Here is a 17535-nt window from a genome sequence, read left to right as displayed (position 1 = left end):
GTAAACGGGAAGGGAGGATATCAGACAGTCCGTGCAGCCCCTTGTTGAGAAGCCCCTCAAGCGCGGGCGGCAATACCGCCGCCATAGCCGCGAAGCCAAACAACGATGCCGGAAAGACAAGGAGCGCGAGCAGCGCCAGTTTGATCTCCCGCGCTTCGATCTTCTTGCCGCGATACTCGGATGTGCGGCCAACCATCAGACCGGCGACGAACACGCGAGCAACGCCATGAGGACCATGGTAGCGAGGCCCGAGCCGATGCTACCGGGCAGGATCTCGCCGAGCTTCATCAAGATACTGATTTCATTGGCGCTCCCTAGGGGAATTGAACCCCTGTTTCAGCCTTGAGAGGGCCGCGTCCTAACCGCTAGACGAAGGGAGCGTATTGGAGGCAATAACCCCGAAATCGATACGCTGCAAGGTACCTCAGGATATCAGGGCTCGCGTGCGAAACTCAGTGTTCCGGTCGACCGCAGCGTACGCGGATCGAACGTCCGTATCTGGACGGAACCGCCGAGATCGAGGGTCACCACGAGTCGGTCACCTGTAACCGCAGTTGCGATGATCTTTGCGTCCTTCGGCAGGGTGGCGGTGACGTCGACCGCCGGCCTGCTTCCCTCAACGCGAAAAAAACGATAGCCGATGGCGACCAGGACGGCTCCAACGGCGAGGGCCGTGGTCAGCCCAGCGATCAACATCATCCGCCGAACCCTCGCGAACAGCGCGGCCTGTTCCGGCGTCGGTTCAGAGTTTAAAGTCTCAGTCATGCAAGGCTCAGCTCTTGAAGGCTCATCATCGGATCACAATCAAAGGCTGGACATCATTGTCACCGGCGACGAGGGGTCGGTGCGCCTTGACCGCGTCCTTGCCGTCCACAGTCCCGATTTGTCGCGATCACGCCTGAAATCCCTGATTCTCGCCGGCTGCGTCAGTGTTGTGAAAAAAGTTTCTGCTGCCGAGAGTGCGATCGGCCCGGCTCGTGTTTGCGACCCGGCTTATCATGTCGCTTCGGGAGATACGATCACAATCCTCGTGCCCCCGGCAATATCGGCCAAACCGAAAGGCGAGGCCATCGCGCTGGATATCATCTACGAGGACAACGATCTCATCGTCATTAACAAGCAGAAAGGTCTGGTGGTTCATCCCGGAGCAGGCCACCAGGCCGGGACGCTCGTCAACGCCCTCATCGCGCATTGCGGGGAGAGTCTGTCCGGCATCGGCGGCGTCTGCCGACCCGGCATCGTACATCGACTCGACAAGGACACCACCGGCCTCATGGTAGCCGCCAAGAATGACGCCGCACATAAGTCGCTGAGCGCGCAATTTGCGGATCACGGGCGTACGGGAGCGATGCGACGCGGTTACCTGGCTTTTGTCTGGGGACTGCCGAACCGTCCCCACGGCACGGTTGACGCTCCGATAGACCGGCACCCTTACGCACGCGAAAAGATGGCCGTACGTGCAGGCGGGCGGGAAGCGATTACCCACTGGGAGGTACTGCAGGCTTTCAACGGCCGGGACGGAAAACCGGTGGCCGCTCTTCTCGCCTGCCAACTCGCCACCGGCCGCACACATCAGATTCGGGTACATCTCGCCGACGCCGGCCACCCTCTGATGTGTGATGGCGTCTATGGATCGCATTTCAAGACCAAGGCCAATCATCTGGGGCCACGGGCCTCGGCTGCCCTAACCACTCTCGGGCGGCAGGCACTTCACGCGTACCTTCTGGTCATCGAACATCCACGGACCGGAGAAATTCTGCGCTGGGAAGCAGGGTTGCCGGAGGACCTGTTTTTACTTCGATCGGCTTTGACGGCGGCGGAATGACGCATATTTCAAAAAAACACAATCATACCAAACAGTTGATTCATTATCACGAAAACGTAATCACTTTTTGTTCTTCTTTTTTTGACCCGCCTAGTATATGCTGCACCTGCGTTGAACATCCAACGTGGAACATCGCAGCGTAGTCAGCTTTAACACAAGAGACTGCCTGCCAGGCTCGCCGCTATCGGGGGCCTGAACCAAGTGGAGGGCGCAACCATGGCCCGTACTGCTACCCTGCCGGTTCTCAACGGAGAATCGGGACTTTCTCGTTACCTTGCGGAAATCCGCAAGTTTCCGATGCTGGAACCGCACGAGGAGTATATGTTCGCGAAGCGTTTGCGCGAACATGACGACCGCGACGCGGCGCATCATCTCGTGACCAGCCACCTGCGGCTCGTGGCTAAGATTGCCATGGGCTATCGAGGCTACGGCCTGCCGATATCGGAAGTCGTTTCGGAAGGCAACGTCGGCCTGATGCAGGCGGTGAAGCGATTCGAGCCCGAAAAGGGCTTTCGCCTCGCCACATATGCGATGTGGTGGATCAAAGCGTCAATACAAGAGTATATCCTGCGTTCGTGGTCGCTCGTGAAGATGGGCACAACCGCGAACCAGAAGAAACTGTTCTTCAACTTGCGGAAGGCGAAGAGCAAGATCTCCGCACTTGATGAAGGCGATATGCGTCCGGATCAGGTCAAGCTCATCGCCAAGCGTCTTGGTGTCACGGAACAGGACGTCGTCGACATGAACCGCCGCCTTGGTGGCGATGCATCGCTCAACGCTCCGATTCGTGATGATGGCGAGGCCGGCGAATGGCAGGACTGGCTAGTCGACCATTCGCCTACTCAGGAAGCCATCCTGGCTGAACATGAGGAGTTCGATCATCGTCGTCGCGCATTGACCGGCGCAATGGGCGTGCTTAATCCGCGAGAGCGCCGCATCTTCGAGGCCCGACGCCTCGCAGATGAGCCGATGACGCTGGAAGATCTCGCTGCCGAGTTCAATGTGTCGCGTGAGCGCGTGAGGCAGATCGAGGTTCGCGCCTTCGAGAAGGTCCAGTCAGCGGTGAAGACCTCGATCGCGCGGCAGGAACAAGCTGCCATGGAAGCCGCCCGCTAAAGCTGGAAGCTTCCGTTTTGAGATGAGGGGCCGGTGGCGACGCCGGCCCTTTTTTGTTTGTTCGCGGCCTGTTTGTTCGTAGCCCGGAAGCCAGCGCTCCAGTCTTCAACGCTGCTTATGCTTTTTGATTCCACAGAATCTGTTGCGACAGCAAATCCGGGGCAATCGGCGGTGCAATGTCTCCGCATGACGCATACCGGTTTTTCCCCTCGTTCTTGGCTGCATAGAGCGCCTGATCGGCTGCGGCGAGCAGACGCTCCGAACAGGCTCCAATCTCCTGTGTCCATTGAGCAAGCCCGATGGAAGCCGCGATGGGAACATCGGCGCCGGCGCATCCGGCGGCGTCTTCGCGACAGGCATTCAGCACGCGCCGCGCAATCTCCGCACCTTCTCCCAGCGTTGTGGCGGGTAACAAGATACAGAATTCGTCACCGCCGGTACGCGCCAGCAGATCTCCGGGCCGCAGCTGCATCTGCGTCATCAGCGTGAAGTGCCGCAGGCAGGCGTCGCCGGCTGCATGACCGTGGGTATCGTTGATCTGCTTGAAGCCGTCGAGGTCGACCACGAGGATCACGAAAGGTTCGCCGCTGCGCTGCGACAGTGCACATGTTTCCTCCAGCCGCCCGAGCAATTGCCGCCGGTTCGCGACACCGGTGAGATCATCCACAAGCGCAAGGTCGACAACCTCGTTGCGTAGTCGCTCAATCGCCATCAAAAGGAACCCGAAGTTCCAGACCATCGACAGGAACATGAGGCCTAACGTCAAGGCAGCCTGAAAACCGTTGAAGTCGACGAAGGACTTTCCGCCGCCAATCTGGAAAAATGCGCAGACTGACCTAATCACGGTGATGCAGATGATAAGTGCGCCAACAATTCCCGCGAGCTGGGCTCCCGAATTGATGCGGCCCTCCCTGCGCGACAGCACCATTTTCAACGTCAGGGCGATCGGTATCGCCTGAGCCGCTGAGTAGATGAAGATACGCATCGGCATGTCGTCGCGCACATATACGAAAAAGGAGAGTCCGGCGACGCTCACACCGACCGTGACAAAAGTCATTTGCCAGGAGACAGGTCGTTCGTAGAAGCGTCGGATTCCCATCGTGCAGAGGCAGACCGCGAAGATCACCCCGCCGCCACCGATAACCAGGGGCAGCATTGAATCGACGTGATCGCGCAGTATGGGTATTGCGGTAAAAAAAGCGGCGACGAAGGACGCCGCTGCCCAATATGGCGCAGCCGCTAACGTCGGATAGCTCCGCATGACGTAGGTCCAGACCAGGCCCAACGCCAGGAAGTTCACGATAAACACCACCCACAGTGTCGGCACGCTCAGCATAGCAATTCCGGAGCCCGCGCCGCTCCGCCTTCCCCGGTATTCTTTGCGACTTTCCGTCTTTTCGACATCGTGCAACTGTAGCGATTAATGGAAGCTCACCGTGACGAGAAGACTCCTATCCATGGTTTTGAAATAATGAACGCCGGGTGGCCTGTCCCCGGTTCGATTTTCACGCAATTCGCTCGCACGCTGAGTAACTTGCTCCTCTGAATTTCCTCCAAGTCTGGTAGAGTCCGATCATGGGACGGACGCTGGGCATCTACTTAAACTTCCCTCCTTATTAAGTTTGCCTTTCGCGAAATCACCGGACACCCAACCGACTTGCGTCGGGGGTAAATCAGCCTGAATTTGTCCGGAGTTCCGACCCGGGGAAGGCGTTCCCGATTCAAAAAGCCCGCCGGTGAAGGGGGTACACCGACGGGCCAGGAGCGGACGAGGGATAGAGGCAATTAGCCCGTCCAGCCAGTTAACTCATGCAATGTAGCAGGGTTCCTGGTTCAAGCCGTCCAGTGACAAGCGCACACGTTACAGCCAACAAAAACGGGCCAGCGAAGGGGCCAAGAACAGCCCTGCCGGTTTTGGAGTTGTTTTGATCTCAGACGAAATATATTGCCACTATGTTGGTCACCCGAGGAGCCCTCGAGGGCGAAATAAAGCTGCGAGGCGGAATCGCGCGGGTTCGCTGTCAGGGCAAAGCCGCACACCTGCTGTGAGTGATGCGTCAGCCGCACTCACACCCTGTAAGCTGCCCATGGTAAGCGTCGACCGAAACAGGTTCGCAACCGGCAAAAAGAGGTTTTTGCAAGATTTGGTTTCGGCGGGGTTCCCTTTTTTGAGGGCGCATGTAAAGATATATTTTTTATGTATCATTTGAGGAAGCGTTCCACTTTTAAATCTGCTAGAACGACATGCAGAAAACCTTCTCTGGGGCTAGCATTGGACTTGCGCAGAAAACGCGACAACGAGCGAAAATGAGATAAGCGACGGCGTCCATTATGATGGCCGGTAGCGTGGGATTTAACAGACTTCGGCGGAGTTGGCTTGAGCGGTCAGACACAAAAGGAAAGGCACGACGATGGAAAGTATGGGCAAAGGAAGACTCGTTATTTTAGTTGCGCTGACAGGCATACTGATAGCTACAGGCGTGTGGATGATCTTGATCTTGAATCAGACCTCCGAAGTCGAGATAGGAAAACATGGCTGGATCGCGCTTGGTCTTGGCACGTTCTTTTCGATCGTCATCGGATGTGGATTGATGGCCCTGATGTTCATTAGTAGCCGCAACGGGCACGATGAAGCAGCGGATCCTTTTCGGAAACGACCGCCTTCGAATTAAACCGAGCGCATGGACGAGTTCGTGTCTTGGCGACCTGAGTGATACTGTCTGGTTTGGCTAACCAGTATTGATCACCTGCGGGGGCTTTATCAGCCGCCGACATCCCCGTTCGCAACTCGACGTTGGATCAAGCGCTCGCTTGGTCCTGAAAATCAAGGCCGAGGTCGAGAATGCCGACGCTGTGCGTGAGCCAGCCGATCGAAATGAGATCGACGCCCGTTGAAGCGATCGCTGACGCCGTTGCCGGCGTAATGCGGCCGGAAGCTTCGGTCACGGCGCAACCTCCGACCATCACAACGGCTTCCCGGAGCATCTCGGCGGTCATGTTATCGAGCAGCACGGCATCGACGCCCTGATCGAGTGCTTCACGCAATTGATCGAGCGTATCCACTTCTAGCTCGATTTTGACGAGATGGCCGACGCTGTTCTTTGCGCGCTTCAGCGCTTCGGTGACGCTGCCGGCGATGGCAACGTGATTGTCTTTGATGAGAACCGCATCGTCGAGACCGAACCGGTGGTTGCTGCCTCCGCCGACGCGGACCGCGTATTTTTCGATCGCGCGTAATCCCGGCGTCGTCTTGCGCGTGCAGACCACTTTCGTCTTGTGGTCTTGAATCGCGGTGACAACGGACGCTGTCGCCGTGGCGATTCCGCTCAAACGGCACAGGTAATTCAGTGCGACCCGTTCCGCTGTCAAAATCCCCCGCGCCGGACCCGACAAGGTCGCGATCACCGCACCGGGCTCGACGACCGCACCGTCGTCGTGCTCGATACGCATCTGGATTGCCGGGTCGATGAGTTCGAAGGCGAGCCGAGCAAGATCGAGCCCGGCAACGGTGCCTCGCTGGCGAGCGACAATATGGGTCGTGGCCCGGTGGCCAACTGGTACGATCGCGTCGGTCGTGAGATCGCCCGCGCGGCCGATGTCTTCAAGCAAGGCCATACGAACCAGTGGTTCGATCATGATGCGCGGGAGGGCAGGGAGCGACATTGTGTCCTTGCGTACGAGCTAACTAACTAACCAAATCGGGAACGCAGTCTTGTGCGGCGTCGAACGCATCGCAAAGACGCAATGTTGTTCGCATCGCTCGGATTGCTCGCTCGGGACAGTCGGTGCGCGCATGGGCGCCGCGGGTTTCTTCACGGCGAAGCGCCGAGATCACGATCATCAGGGCGACAATAGCTGGGTCGCCTGCTGCCTGTTGGGAGGCGGCGAGCGGTAAGAGCGCGCGCGCGGCTGCACGCAGCTTGTCGCCATCTCGCAAAACTCCGGCGGCGTGGGACAGAATCGGCCGGATCAAGGTCGGATCGCAGCCGGCGCCTGCATCCGTCATTCTGGGGGGGCGTCGTTTCGCAGGCGCCGTGGCGGCAATATCCTGAGCGACCAGACCGGCGCACACGACTGCCTCCAGAAGCGAGTTGCTCGCGAGCCGGTTTGCCCCATGAAGGCCGGTGCAAGCGGCCTCACCGCAGGCCCAGAGACCTTCAACGGATGTTCTTCCGTGTTTATCGACGGAGATTCCACCCATGTGATAATGCGCGGCGGGACGAACCGGGATCGGCTGTGTCAGGGGATCGATCCCTGCATTGCGACAAAACGAGGTGATCGCCGGGAAGCGTCGGGTGAAGTCGATCCCTCGGAGGTTCCGCGCATCGAGAAATACCCGATGTTCTGCGGCCATATGTCGCCAGACGGCGCGCGCGACGACATCGCGCGGCGCAAGCTCCGCGCCGGGCGTATCCGCCATGAAACGATCGCCGTTTTCGTCGATGAGAGTCGCACCTTCGCCGCGCACCGCTTCGCTGATCAGTTTCAGCGGGAAGGAGCCGGTATCGAGCGCCGTCGGATGAAACTGGATAAATTCAAGATCGGCCATGGTGGCGCCGGCGCGCGCCGCGAGCGCTAGTCCTTGCCCGCACGATCCCGCCGGATTGGTTCCGTGCAGAAATAATCCGCCGATGCCTCCGGTCGCGATGACGATGTGACCGGTGGCGTAAGCAACCAGATCACGCTCGGTCTGGCAGACGACCCCTCTCACCGTATTGTCCTCGACGATCAAACGCTGTGCGCTGGTGGCCTCGCATACAGTGATCGAAGGCGTCTCATAGACCTTGCGGACCAGGGTACGAATGATGTCGTGGCCGCTCGCATCACCTCCGGCATGGACAATCCGGCGGCGCGAGTGGGCTGCCTCAAGGCCAAGCGCGAGGTTGCCGTCGGTATCGCGATCAAAAACTACGCCGAGCTGCATAAGCCGCTCGATCGCAGCCGGCGCACCGGCGAGGATTGCCGCAGCAACGCGCTGGTCGCAAAGCCCGTCACCGGCGGCGAGGGTGTCGGCCAGATGCAGCGCTGCGTTGTCGTCCGGTCCGATGCTTGCGGCAATGCCGCCTTGTGCGAGGATACTCGATGTCTCGAGACCCAACGGCGCGCTGCTCAAAAGCAGCACCGGTCGCGGCGCCAGTGCGAGCGCTGTCATCAGGCCAGCAAGGCCGCCGCCGATAACGACCGCGGCGCCGTTGGTGTCATGCAGCGCGGTCATCCGACAGCTAGCATTCGCTCGACAGAGAGGCGTGCGCGCGCAGCGATGCCCGGGTCGATCGTGACCTCGTGCTGCATCGTCTCCAGCGCGTGGCGAATATTACCGAGCGTGATCCTCTTCATGTGCGGGCACAGATTGCAGGGACGAATGAATTCCAGGCCAGGATGATCAGCGGCGACATTGTCGCTCATCGAGCATTCCGTCAGGAGAACGACCCGAGGCGGCCGTCGGGTAGCGACATAGGAAGCCATGGCGGCGGTCGATCCGGCGAAATCGGCTTCCGCGACAACCTCCGGCGGGCATTCCGGATGTGCCAGCACGACCACGCCGGGGTAATCGTCGCGCAACTGCCGCACCTCGTCGGCGCTGAAGCGCTCGTGCACTTCGCAATGCCCGGTCCAGGCGATAATCTTGACGTGGGTTTCGGCAGCGATGTTCTTCGCCAGAAATTCGTCGGGCAGCATGATGACACGTTCGACGCCGAGGGACTCGACAACGGCCTTTGCATTGCCCGACGTGCAGCAGATGTCCGACTCGGCCTTCACCGCGGCCGAGGTGTTCACGTAAGTGACGATCGGAGTACCGGGATAGGTTTTTCGTAGAAGTCGCACATCTTCGGGCGTAATCGAGTCGGCGAGTGAGCAGCCGGCGCCAGTGTCAGGAATCAGGACCGTTTTTGACGGATTCAGCAGTTTGGCTGTTTCGGCCATGAAGTGCACCCCGGCGAGCACAATCACGTCGGCTTCCACCTCCGTTGCCTTGCGGGCCAGCGCGAGGCTGTCGCCAACGATATCGGCCACGCCGTGGAAGATCTCCGGCGTCTGATAGTTATGCGCAAGCACGACTGCGTTGCGGCGCTTCTTCAGCTCGATGATCGCATCAACGTCCTCGGCGAAAGCGGGCCATTCGATCCGGGGGATCGCGTGCCGCACTTTGGGATAGATTCGGGCCGATGGCCGCAGTTCCAAAACGGACGACATGACTATACTCCACTCGGACGCCTATTATACTGATGTTGAGTATAAGTGTTGTCAAGTCCCCAAGACGGGTAATTTGGTCCCGGCAATCGCACGCTCAGCCAACACGGCGCGGCGGAAACGGAAGAGTTTTGCTGGCCGTCCCCCGGTCTCCTGGCTGGTCTCGCCGGTATCCTCCACCAACTCCTGCTGCTCGATCAAACGACGAAAGTTCGGTTTATGCACAAGTTTTCCCGCCAGAGCTTCAACGCACCGTTGCAATTGCAGCAATGTGAACGTCTCGGGCATTAGTTCGAATACGACGGGGCGGTATTTGATCTTGGCGCGAAGTCTGGCGATGCCGGTCGCCAGAATCCGTCGATGGTCGAGGATCATGGGATCACCCGGCACGGACGCGGCCGTCGAAGCGGGCGGGCCATCGCCACGGAGGGCTTCCGGGATCAGTCGTGCCTCGTACATAAGCTCGTACCTTTGCAGGACGAGTTCCTCGTTCCAGATGTGGTCGTCCAACCCAAACAGCCTCGCCGCTCGCTGCCGGCGATTGCTTCGCGCTGTCCGGTCCGGTGCTTCTGCGATCCACGCCGCGAGGCCGGACCGCAGCGTTTTCTCCATCATTGGCGTACCGAGGCGATGGTCCTCCCAAGGGAAATAATCATACCAACTGCGCCAACTCGTTTCATATTGGTTGGACCCGGCCTGCTCGCGGGTGAGGCCGAGATAACTGATCGAGATGACGCGCTGGTCGGCGGCGCTGGTGCGATCCCGATCCGCGAAGGTGTAAAGCTGCTCGACATAGCCTAGCGGCAGCCCTGTCTGGCGTTCGACCCAAGCCCGCAATCCCGATTGCAGAGAGCGATGAGCCAGTTCGAACGGACCCGATGGCAACGCATTCTGATCCTGGATTGTCAGAACACGGGGGTCTCCGGCAGTCACCGCCACTAGGAGCGCAATGAGGTCCGCCGCAATTGCCTGTGGGGAGGCAGGAGACGCCGAGTGCACGGGCACCTTGGATTTGACAAGCGGATCACTCATCGCAAGCGGTCATCATCGAACGTGCTCATGCACTGAGATCGGGTGCGTCCGGTGCGGACATTAAAGAATGCTCATATGGGCAGTATTTCGCGGAACATTCAACAGGATGTCCCGGCTCATGAAATGCTGCTCCCTGCATCGGATATCGTGCCCCGCGTCGTGAGCGTTGCGTTAGACCTGATCGCAAGATAGTCATGCGGCCTGGATCACCCTCTCTCTGCCCTACGGCCAGCCATGATTCGTCACATCGTTTTATTCACTGCGAAAGACAAAGGCGATATCGACAAAATAATCGACGGCCTGTCGCCGCTTGCCACAATCCCGCACGCGCGCCGGCTCGAGGTGGCGCGCAACCGAAAGACCGATCAGCTCGGCAACGACATCGACGTCGTGGTTTATGGCGAGTTCGACAGCGAGGCGGAACTTGCAGCTTACAAGGCGCATGATCTCTACCAGGCATCGACGAAGCGGGTGCAGCCGCTTCGGGACATGCGATTTGCAGCCGATTACGATGTGCCGGCCGATTAGCTTGTAGCGGGACTGCCGCCGCTGGCGAGGTTAAGCGCAACACATGACGATGCACGGAATTTATACGAAAGATTTACAGTCGCTCGCGGACAGGGGGCGTCTCCGGACGTTGCGTGGGCGCGCGGGCATCGATCTCGCATCGAACGACTATCTCGGATTGGCTGAATCCGCGGAATTGCGACAAGCTGCTGCGGATGCGCTGGCCCGAGGAGTGCCGGTCGGGTCGGGTGGATCGCGTCTGTTGCGCGGCAATCATCCTGAACATGAAGCGCTGGAACGCGAAGCCGCAGCCTTCTTCGGCGCTGAATCGGCGCTCTATTTTGGCGGTGGCTACGTCGCCAACTTCGCCATCTTCTCGACCCTGCCGCAACGCGGTGATCTCGTCGTGCATGACGAGCTGATCCACGCCAGCGTCCATGACGGCGTTCGTCTTGGCCGCGCTGAATCCGTCGGCGCCCGGCATAACGATGCCGATGCGTTTGATGCGGCGATCGTGAAATGGCGCAAGGCCGGCGGCAAGGGGCGGCCCTGGTTGTCGGTCGAAAGCCTTTACAGCATGGACGGTGACAATCCGAACCTCGCTGACCTGTTGGCTGTCGCGGACCGGCACGAGGCAATGGTCGTGATCGACGAAGCCCACGCGACCGGCGTGCTCGGGCCGCAGGGGCGGGGGCTTGCCGCGCCGTTCGAAGGACGCGACAACGTCATCACGCTGCACACGTGCGGCAAGGCGCTCGGAACGTCGGGCGGCTTCATTCTTGCGCCGAAGATCATCCGCGACTTCCTGATCAATCGCGCGCGGCCGTTCATCTATGCCACCGCGCCTTCGCCTCTCACCGCCGCGGTAACGCGTTCAGCGCTCGAACTTTCTCACACCAATTCCGTGCGGCGTGAGCGCTTGGCGCATCTGGTGCAATTTGCCGGCAACGAACTGCGTCGGTGCTGCAATATCGAGCCATCCGGCTCGCAGATTATTCCGGTGATTGTCGGTGCCGATCAGGTGGCGGTGGAGCTGGCGGCCTCGTTGCAGCGCAGAGGCTTCGATATACGGGCGATCCGCCCGCCGACGGTTCCTGAAGGCACGGCGCGATTGCGCATCGCGTTGACGCTCCATGTCAACGAGACAATCGTCGCGGACTTGTTCGCGGCTTTGGCAGAAGACATGCGGTTGGCTGCGTGAGCGCGCGGATCGTCGTCAGCGGGACCGATACCGACGTCGGCAAGACGGTTTTCTCGGCTGCGCTTGCCGGGGCTCTCGACGGGTATTACTGGAAGCCGATCCAATCGGGACTGGACGAGGAAACCGACTCGCAAACCGTGTTGCGTCTGTCGGGACTCGCGCCCGAGCGCGTATTGCCGGAGGCCTATCGGTTGCGGACGCCGGCGTCTCCGCATTTCGCCGCCGAGCTAGACGGCGTAACTATCGAGCATCGGACGCTGGAGGTGCCGAGCGCGGATCGCCCCCTGGTGATTGAAGGCGCAGGTGGTTTGTTGGTGCCGCTGACGCGCAGCGTTACCTATCTTGATCTCATGGCGAGGTGGCGCCTGCCGGTGGTGCTCTGCGCCCGAACGGCTCTCGGCACCATCAACCACAGCCTGTTGTCCATCGAGGCGCTGCGGGCGCGCGACGTTACGATACTCGGCGTCAGCTTCATCGGAGAAGAGAACGTCGAAACCGAACGGATCATCGTCGATATGGGAAAGGTGAAACGTCTGGGCCGGTTGGGTTATGTCATGCCATTGGCCCCCGCTACCTTGCGTAAGGCTTTTGCCGACGGTTTTGATATCGGCGATTTTCTGAAGGCACCGGCCCGATGAAGCCGGCATCCCCAGTATGGCATCCGTTTACCCAACACGCGCTGCAGCCGGAGGCGATATCAATCGCCAGGGGCGAGGGCGCCTGGCTTGAAACCGTCGACGGCCGCCGCATCTTCGATGCGATTTCCTCGTGGTGGGTGGTGACGCACGGTCATCGTCATCCGCATATCGTGCGGGCGATCAAGGATCAGACCGACCGTCTCGATCAGGTGATCTTTGCCGGATTCACCCACGAACCGGCCGAAAGGCTCGCGCGACAGCTTGTTGCGATAACGCCGCGAGGACTCGACTACGTCTTCTTTTCCGACAGCGGCTCGACCTCGGTCGAAGTCGCGCTGAAAATGGCGCTCGGCTTCTGGCGGAACCGGGGTGAGCGGCGCAGCCGGATCCTCGCGCTGGAAGGAGCTTATCACGGCGACACCATCGGCGGGATGTCGGTGGGTGAACGAGGCGTTTTCAACGCGCCGTACGATCCGCTGTTGTTCGATGTGGAGCGGATTCCCTTTCCCTCCGAAGGTCGTGAGCAGGCCACGCTGGATACGATCACGATGGCGTGCCGGAACACCGGCGTCGCGGCGCTGATCGTGGAGCCCCTGATCCTTGGTGCCGGTGGCATGCTGATCTATCCGGCCTGGATTCTGGCGGAGATGAAGCGGATCTGTGAGGCTCACGGCGTTCTGTTCATTGCCGACGAAGTCATGACGGGGTGGGGTCGCACCGGAACGCTCTTCGCCTGCGAGCAGGCCGACGTGACGCCCGACATCGCCTGTTACTCCAAGGGCCTGACCGGCGGCTCGCTGCCGCTGGCGGTAACGCTGTGCCGCGCGGATATCTTCGATGCCCACTATTCAACGGATCGCAGCAAGACCTTTTTTCACTCCAGTTCCTACACCGCGAATCCGATCGCCTGCGCGGCCGCCTGCGCGAATCTGGAGATTTGGCAAAGCGAACCGGTGATGGAGCGCATCGCCGCCGTCACGCGCGCGCAAACCAGTGGTCTTGACCGCTTTCGCGAGGATCGGCGTTTTATCAACGTTCGTCAGATCGGAACCATCGCCGCGTTGGATGTCGTCGCGGATGACGCCGGCTATCTGGCCGGCATCGGGCCGCGGCTTTACGACGGCTTCTTGAGCCGCGGGTTGCTGGTCCGGCCGCTGGGCAACACGATCTATCTCATGCCGCCTTACTGCAGCACGCCGCACGAACTCGACAGCGTTTTTGACGCGATCGACGAGATTGCCGACGGGATCGGTTGACTATAGCGTTTTCGAGCGAGGCATATCCTCGGGCTTCCCCCGGGGATGGTGACCTGCTCGCGTGAAGAAAACGCGTTAAAACAAAAATCCAGAGCTTCGCTTCTGATTCAATCAGAAACGAAAATGCTCCAGGCGACATCGTTGCGGCGGCTGACGGCGGTCACCATCAGAAGATCGACCAGCCGTGGCTTCCTGCGACCGCTGCGAAGACGGTCGTCAGACTGAGCCCGAGCAGAATCCAGTGTGCCCGGTGCAGCCATGCAAAGGCCATGTCCGGCTGTTCGGTCGCCAGCCGATGAAAGGTGCGATGCAGGATCAAAGGCTCGCCAACGAACAGCACGAAAGTGAACAGCAGCCAAAGCCCCACCATGGCGTCCATCCACCAGAAGGCCGGCATCCGGAACCGATCCCAAAGGTCGAGCTGCCACGTCATGTAGAGGCCGCTCAAGCCGACGATGATGACGGACGCGCGCGCCTGCCAGATGAAACGCCGCTCGATCGCTTCGAACGCTTTCAGCCGGTCCGGCCCGAGATCGCCGCGCCGGAGCGCTGGCAAAGCCACCGTTGTCGCCATCGAAACGCCGCCGATCCAGACGACCACGGCAAGGACATGTAGCGCACGCGCAACGATGATATCATCCATGAAGTACCCGTAGTCTGGCAGCTTCGAGCCGCCGGGTTCAAACTGTAAGATAAGGCAGTTCGGCAGGAATTGCGCAAACGCAATTTACTGTCATTCTGCGCAGGGGCGCATTACTGTTCGCGAATGAATAAAATTCCGCCGCTGTCTCGCCAGGCCCCTTTCAAACTTCGAACTCTTTCGAGGCTTGCCGACGACAGCGCTGAATGACGTTCTTGCATCTGCTACTCTGCGCTCGTTTGCCCGTAACTGATGCGCATCGCGGAGGACGAGAACGGAAAGGAGATCGAGGCGACGGCCGTTTCCGGTCAACCGCCACGGTCGCAGGCTTGAGCCTGGCTCGCTACGCGCCGATCGCGGCGATCAGCCGGGCTGCGTGATCCTGGAGCACCTTGACGTCCTCCTGCTGGCTCTGGGGCGGCAGAAGCGGCACTCCCGATTTCATCGGTATGACGTGCATATGCAGGTGAAACACCACCTGTCCGCTGACGGCTTCGCTGAACTGCTGGATGATGGTGCCTTCGGCGTCGAAGGCCTTCATGGCCGCTACCGCGATCGTCTTGCTGCTTCGCGCGACTTCCGCCAGATCATCCGCTGAAATGTCGAAGATTCCGCGGGCAGGGGCCTTCGGGATCACCAGCGTGTGGCCCGGCGTGCGCGGCATGATGTCAAGGAACGCGAATGTATGCGCATTCTCGTAAACCTTGAAGCACGGCAGCTCGCCGCGAAGAATCTTCGCGAAAATATTCTGGTCGTCGTAGGCTGGCACTAGTCTCATTAAGTCTATCCCGGCTTGTTCAAGCTGCGTTTAGCCGCATTCTGCTCGGTAAATGCCGGCGCAACCGCTACCCTCGGATTTTGCCGCACTGGCCCTAGTCCCGATTGCGCGGCCGATCCATCAGCTTTGTCAGGCCAAGCCGCCTGATCCGCTCGCGCGTAAGTTGATCTCGTGCGCCTTCCTTGATCAGCAAGTCGATCAACTCCAGCCGCTTTGATTCATCCGTCGCCTCGGCGAGAAGGTCTCGATAGCGCTTGTAGTCGTATCCATCGTCCGATTCATCCATGGGAGGCCTTGTCGTCTCCTCTTGCCCGTGAGCCCATACCTACGCGGAATCTTGCGATCGACGCGCTTGCACGCGGTGAGCGTTCCCTTGCACCAAGCAGTCAATTGCAGGGATGCGGGCGGCCATCCTGCCCTCGGTATGTGGCGGCGCCCTGGTTGCAATGCACGCTGATCGGTCCGTCGTAATAGGCGAAGGGTTGATCCGGCGTGACGGCAGGCCCGTAGTTGTGGAGGTAGATATCGGTCTCGGCCGAAGGATGGGTGTGATGGTGGTGCTTGTGGTGACGATGCCCCGCCCCTGCGGACGTTGAGATGGCCATCGAAACCACGACGGCAGCCAAAATCCTCGCCGGCAGAATATTGAAGAGAATCATCGGACCTATCTCCTGTGCTGCGGATAGAGCGTCGAATCCTGCGTACAGCTTATTGGAGATATCTGTAAAAGCAGAAAAGAGAAATTGTTGTGGGCTGGTTCCATGTTCGGGCCGGCCTCAGCCGCTGTCAATGCCCCAGGGGTTGAGGGCAGAGGAACTCTGGGCGGACTGGGATGACTCATCGCGCGCGACGGACGGGGCGGCTCGAACTGGATCTCCCGAGGGCGGTCCGGCAGGGGGCGTGCGAGCGCGGGACAACGCCGCTGGATAGTGGTATTCGACCTGCAATACGACAAATTCCCGGAAAGGACGCTCCCCGATGACGCTGCACACAGGACGACATACCCTTCAGATCCCAGGCCCCACCAATGTGCCTGACCGGGTGCTGCGCGCCATCGATATGCCCGTCCTGGATCATCGCGGTCCGGAGTTCGCAGTGTTGGGCCATGAGGTGCTGGCCGACGCCAAGCGGATTTTCCGCACCAAGCAGCCGGTCATCATCTATCCGTCGTCGGGCACCGGCGCCTGGGAAGCCGCGATCGTCAACACGTTGTCGCCGGGCGATAAAGTGCTGATGGCGGAGACCGGCCAGTTCGCGACGCTATGGCTTACCATGGCCAACAAGTTCAAGCTCGATGTCGATGTGTTGCCGACCGACTGGAGGCGCGGCGCCCCCCTGGACTTGATCGAGGAGCGGCTCAAGGCCGATCGGGAGCACAAGATCAAGGCCGTGATGATCGTGCACAACGAGACGTCCACGAGCTGCGTCACCCATCCCCTCGAGGTTCGCAAAACCCTCGACCGCGCCAAACATCCGGCGCTGCTGCTGGTCGACACCATCTCCGGCCTCGGCGCGCTGGAATATGAGCACGATGCCTGGGGTATCGACGTGTCGATCGCAGGTTCCCAAAAGGGCATGATGTTGCCGCCCGGTCTCGGTTTCAACGCGGTGTCTGAAAAGGCTCTGGCGGCCTCAAAGTCCAACACGTTGCCGCGCGCTTATTGGGACTGGCATCCGGTGATAGCCAACAATGTGGAGGGCTCGTTTCCCTACACGCCGGCCACCAATCTGCTTTACGGTCTGAAGGTCGCGATCGCCATGATGGAGGAGGAGGGTCTGGAGAATGTATGGGCTCGCCACAAGCGTCACGGCGCTGCGACGCGTGCTGCCGTGAAGGCGTGGGGGCTGGACCTCGTCTGTCAGGATCCGCATGCCTATTCGCCGGCGCTGACAGCCGTCATGATGCCTGACGGACACGACGCCGACGCGTTCCGCAAGGTGGTGCTCGACAATTTCGACATGTCGCTCGGTGCTGGCCTCAACAAGATCAAGGGCAAGGCTTTCCGCATTGGTCATCTCGGCCATCAGAACGACCTGATGTTGATGGGAGCCCTGGCAGGCATCGAGATGAGCCTAGACATCGCCAAGGTGCCGCATCGCGCGGGCGGCGTCGCTGCGGCGATGGAGGTGCTCAAAGGGCGCGAGGCTTCGCCGATGTTGAAAGCGGTCGTGGCTTGATTAGAACCACTTCGATCGTCGGGGCTCGCGACAATGCGGCGCTCCGACGATCTTTGAAAGAAGCAGCATACTCGAAGTCGCCATTTCCTATTTTCTCCACAAAGAATGCCTCCCCAATTGGTCGCCGAGTTGGCTGAGGTTATCCGATCACGGGTTCTTGTAGGAGCGATCT

At 60.0% G+C, this 17535-nt stretch carries 18 protein-coding genes, 1 tRNA gene and 1 pseudogene; 8 read left to right on the top strand and 12 right to left on the bottom strand.

The window, feature by feature from the left end:
• Positions 1 to 13 precede the first annotated feature (13 nt).
• The 3 genes and pseudogenes from AC1RT6_RS11015 to AC1RT6_RS11005 all read right to left on the bottom strand — a co-directional run.
• Positions 14 to 291 (bottom strand): annotated as a pseudogene (locus AC1RT6_RS11015) (potassium-transporting ATPase subunit KdpA); the annotation flags it as partial.
• A 14-nt stretch (positions 292 to 305) separates the two neighbouring features.
• Positions 306 to 380: transfer RNA gene (locus tag AC1RT6_RS11010), tRNA-Glu, on the bottom strand.
• A gap of 52 nt (positions 381 to 432) precedes the next feature.
• Positions 433 to 765 (bottom strand): hypothetical protein, encoded by a 333-nt coding sequence (locus AC1RT6_RS11005; protein WP_087881183.1) that lies wholly within the window; start codon positions 763 to 765, stop codon positions 433 to 435.
• Between AC1RT6_RS11005 and AC1RT6_RS11000 the strand changes: the two genes are divergently transcribed.
• Positions 764 to 1825 carry an RluA family pseudouridine synthase gene (locus AC1RT6_RS11000; protein WP_087881182.1) on the top strand — a complete coding sequence of 354 codons (1062 nt, stop codon included), beginning with the start codon at positions 764 to 766 and terminating at the stop codon, positions 1823 to 1825. The genes AC1RT6_RS11005 and AC1RT6_RS11000 overlap by 2 nt on opposite strands.
• A gap of 216 nt (positions 1826 to 2041) precedes the next feature.
• Entirely contained in the window at positions 2042 to 2941 is a 900-nt protein-coding gene (gene rpoH / locus AC1RT6_RS10995) for an RNA polymerase sigma factor RpoH (protein ID WP_079447673.1), read from the top strand.
• 115 nt (positions 2942 to 3056) lie between these two features.
• On the opposite strand, the gene AC1RT6_RS10990 is transcribed toward rpoH, so the two are convergent.
• Complete coding sequence (locus AC1RT6_RS10990) at positions 3057 to 4277, bottom strand: GGDEF domain-containing protein (protein WP_079447479.1); 1221 nt, start codon at positions 4275 to 4277, stop codon at positions 3057 to 3059.
• 1075 nt (positions 4278 to 5352) lie between these two features.
• Between AC1RT6_RS10990 and AC1RT6_RS10985 the strand changes: the two genes are divergently transcribed.
• Positions 5353 to 5613: a hypothetical protein gene (locus AC1RT6_RS10985; RefSeq protein ID WP_079447478.1), complete on the top strand. Its 261-nt coding sequence runs from the start codon at positions 5353 to 5355 to the stop codon at positions 5611 to 5613.
• A 127-nt stretch (positions 5614 to 5740) separates the two neighbouring features.
• Here the strand turns inward: AC1RT6_RS10985 and nadC are convergent, their stop codons facing one another.
• The 4 genes from nadC to AC1RT6_RS10965 are packed head-to-tail and all read right to left on the bottom strand — an operon-like array spanning position 5741 to position 10165.
• The gene (gene nadC / locus AC1RT6_RS10980; RefSeq protein WP_079447477.1) at positions 5741 to 6604 is read right to left on the bottom strand and encodes a carboxylating nicotinate-nucleotide diphosphorylase; all 864 of its coding nucleotides are present in this window, start codon (positions 6602 to 6604) and stop codon (positions 5741 to 5743) included.
• Between the two features lie 22 nt (positions 6605 to 6626).
• On the bottom strand, positions 6627 to 8156 hold the full coding sequence (locus tag AC1RT6_RS10975) for an L-aspartate oxidase (RefSeq protein WP_079447476.1): 1530 nt from the start codon (positions 8154 to 8156) through the stop codon (positions 6627 to 6629).
• Entirely contained in the window at positions 8153 to 9136 is a 984-nt protein-coding gene (gene nadA, locus AC1RT6_RS10970) for a quinolinate synthase NadA (protein ID WP_079447475.1), read from the bottom strand. The genes AC1RT6_RS10975 and nadA overlap by 4 nt, the downstream gene beginning before the upstream one ends.
• 51 nt (positions 9137 to 9187) lie before the next feature.
• Positions 9188 to 10165 (bottom strand): NUDIX hydrolase, encoded by a 978-nt coding sequence (locus AC1RT6_RS10965; RefSeq protein ID WP_079447474.1) that lies wholly within the window; start codon positions 10163 to 10165, stop codon positions 9188 to 9190.
• 234 nt (positions 10166 to 10399) lie between these two features.
• Between AC1RT6_RS10965 and AC1RT6_RS10960 the strand changes: the two genes are divergently transcribed.
• From AC1RT6_RS10960 to AC1RT6_RS10945, 4 genes are read left to right on the top strand one after another with little or no spacing between them, the layout of a single operon-like run.
• Positions 10400 to 10693 carry a Dabb family protein gene (locus tag AC1RT6_RS10960; protein WP_079447473.1) on the top strand — a complete coding sequence of 98 codons (294 nt, stop codon included), beginning with the start codon at positions 10400 to 10402 and terminating at the stop codon, positions 10691 to 10693.
• 43 nt (positions 10694 to 10736) lie between these two features.
• Positions 10737 to 11873: an 8-amino-7-oxononanoate synthase gene (locus AC1RT6_RS10955; RefSeq protein ID WP_173815998.1), complete on the top strand. Its 1137-nt coding sequence runs from the start codon at positions 10737 to 10739 to the stop codon at positions 11871 to 11873.
• Positions 11870 to 12511 (top strand): dethiobiotin synthase, encoded by a 642-nt coding sequence (bioD, locus tag AC1RT6_RS10950; RefSeq protein WP_079447472.1) that lies wholly within the window; start codon positions 11870 to 11872, stop codon positions 12509 to 12511. The genes AC1RT6_RS10955 and bioD overlap by 4 nt, the downstream gene beginning before the upstream one ends.
• Positions 12508 to 13767 (top strand): adenosylmethionine--8-amino-7-oxononanoate transaminase, encoded by a 1260-nt coding sequence (locus tag AC1RT6_RS10945; RefSeq protein WP_079447471.1) that lies wholly within the window; start codon positions 12508 to 12510, stop codon positions 13765 to 13767. Before bioD ends, AC1RT6_RS10945 begins: the two co-directional genes overlap by 4 nt.
• 166 nt (positions 13768 to 13933) lie before the next feature.
• Here the strand turns inward: AC1RT6_RS10945 and AC1RT6_RS10940 are convergent, their stop codons facing one another.
• From AC1RT6_RS10940 to AC1RT6_RS10925, 4 genes are all read right to left on the bottom strand, one after another.
• Positions 13934 to 14410, bottom strand: coding sequence for a hypothetical protein (locus AC1RT6_RS10940; protein ID WP_079447470.1), 477 nt, complete (start codon positions 14408 to 14410; stop codon positions 13934 to 13936).
• Positions 14411 to 14750: 340 nt separating this feature from the next.
• Positions 14751 to 15185: an HIT family protein gene (locus tag AC1RT6_RS10935; protein ID WP_079447469.1), complete on the bottom strand. Its 435-nt coding sequence runs from the start codon at positions 15183 to 15185 to the stop codon at positions 14751 to 14753.
• 94 nt (positions 15186 to 15279) lie between these two features.
• On the bottom strand, positions 15280 to 15471 hold the full coding sequence (locus tag AC1RT6_RS10930; protein WP_079447468.1) for a hypothetical protein: 192 nt from the start codon (positions 15469 to 15471) through the stop codon (positions 15280 to 15282).
• A gap of 100 nt (positions 15472 to 15571) precedes the next feature.
• Complete coding sequence (locus AC1RT6_RS10925; protein WP_079447467.1) at positions 15572 to 15844, bottom strand: hypothetical protein; 273 nt, start codon at positions 15842 to 15844, stop codon at positions 15572 to 15574.
• A gap of 319 nt (positions 15845 to 16163) precedes the next feature.
• On the opposite strand from AC1RT6_RS10925, the gene AC1RT6_RS10920 reads away from it, so the two are divergent.
• Positions 16164 to 17363, top strand: a complete 1200-nt coding sequence (locus AC1RT6_RS10920) for a pyridoxal-phosphate-dependent aminotransferase family protein (protein ID WP_079447466.1) — start codon at positions 16164 to 16166, stop codon at positions 17361 to 17363.
• Positions 17364 to 17535: the final 172 nt, after the last annotated feature.

The organism is Nitrobacter sp. MLSD-S21 (genome assembly GCF_058809865.1).
Note: the sequence above shows the minus strand (reverse complement) of the source record. Positions and strands in the feature narration are given on the sequence as shown.

Excerpts from the sequence above, each read along its gene's own strand:
- AC1RT6_RS11000 (WP_087881182.1), top strand. The coding sequence starts at position 764 with ATGCAAGGCTCAGCTCTTGAAGGCTCATCATCGGATCACAATCAAAGG.
- AC1RT6_RS11005 (WP_087881183.1), bottom strand. The coding sequence starts at position 765 with ATGACTGAGACTTTAAACTCTGAACCGACGCCGGAACAGGCCGCGCTG.
- rpoH (WP_079447673.1), top strand. The coding sequence starts at position 2,042 with ATGGCCCGTACTGCTACCCTGCCGGTTCTCAACGGAGAATCGGGACTT.
- AC1RT6_RS10990 (WP_079447479.1), bottom strand. The coding sequence starts at position 4,277 with ATGCTGAGCGTGCCGACACTGTGGGTGGTGTTTATCGTGAACTTCCTG.
- AC1RT6_RS10985 (WP_079447478.1), top strand. The coding sequence starts at position 5,353 with ATGGAAAGTATGGGCAAAGGAAGACTCGTTATTTTAGTTGCGCTGACA.
- nadC (WP_079447477.1), bottom strand. The coding sequence starts at position 6,604 with ATGTCGCTCCCTGCCCTCCCGCGCATCATGATCGAACCACTGGTTCGT.
- AC1RT6_RS10975 (WP_079447476.1), bottom strand. The coding sequence starts at position 8,156 with ATGACCGCGCTGCATGACACCAACGGCGCCGCGGTCGTTATCGGCGGC.
- nadA (WP_079447475.1), bottom strand. The coding sequence starts at position 9,136 with ATGTCGTCCGTTTTGGAACTGCGGCCATCGGCCCGAATCTATCCCAAA.
- AC1RT6_RS10965 (WP_079447474.1), bottom strand. The coding sequence starts at position 10,165 with ATGAGTGATCCGCTTGTCAAATCCAAGGTGCCCGTGCACTCGGCGTCT.
- AC1RT6_RS10960 (WP_079447473.1), top strand. The coding sequence starts at position 10,400 with ATGATTCGTCACATCGTTTTATTCACTGCGAAAGACAAAGGCGATATC.
- AC1RT6_RS10955 (WP_173815998.1), top strand. The coding sequence starts at position 10,737 with ATGACGATGCACGGAATTTATACGAAAGATTTACAGTCGCTCGCGGAC.
- AC1RT6_RS10945 (WP_079447471.1), top strand. The coding sequence starts at position 12,508 with ATGAAGCCGGCATCCCCAGTATGGCATCCGTTTACCCAACACGCGCTG.
- AC1RT6_RS10940 (WP_079447470.1), bottom strand. The coding sequence starts at position 14,410 with ATGGATGATATCATCGTTGCGCGTGCGCTACATGTCCTTGCCGTGGTC.
- AC1RT6_RS10935 (WP_079447469.1), bottom strand. The coding sequence starts at position 15,185 with ATGAGACTAGTGCCAGCCTACGACGACCAGAATATTTTCGCGAAGATT.
- AC1RT6_RS10930 (WP_079447468.1), bottom strand. The coding sequence starts at position 15,471 with ATGGATGAATCGGACGATGGATACGACTACAAGCGCTATCGAGACCTT.
- AC1RT6_RS10925 (WP_079447467.1), bottom strand. The coding sequence starts at position 15,844 with ATGATTCTCTTCAATATTCTGCCGGCGAGGATTTTGGCTGCCGTCGTG.
- AC1RT6_RS10920 (WP_079447466.1), top strand. The coding sequence starts at position 16,164 with ATGACGCTGCACACAGGACGACATACCCTTCAGATCCCAGGCCCCACC.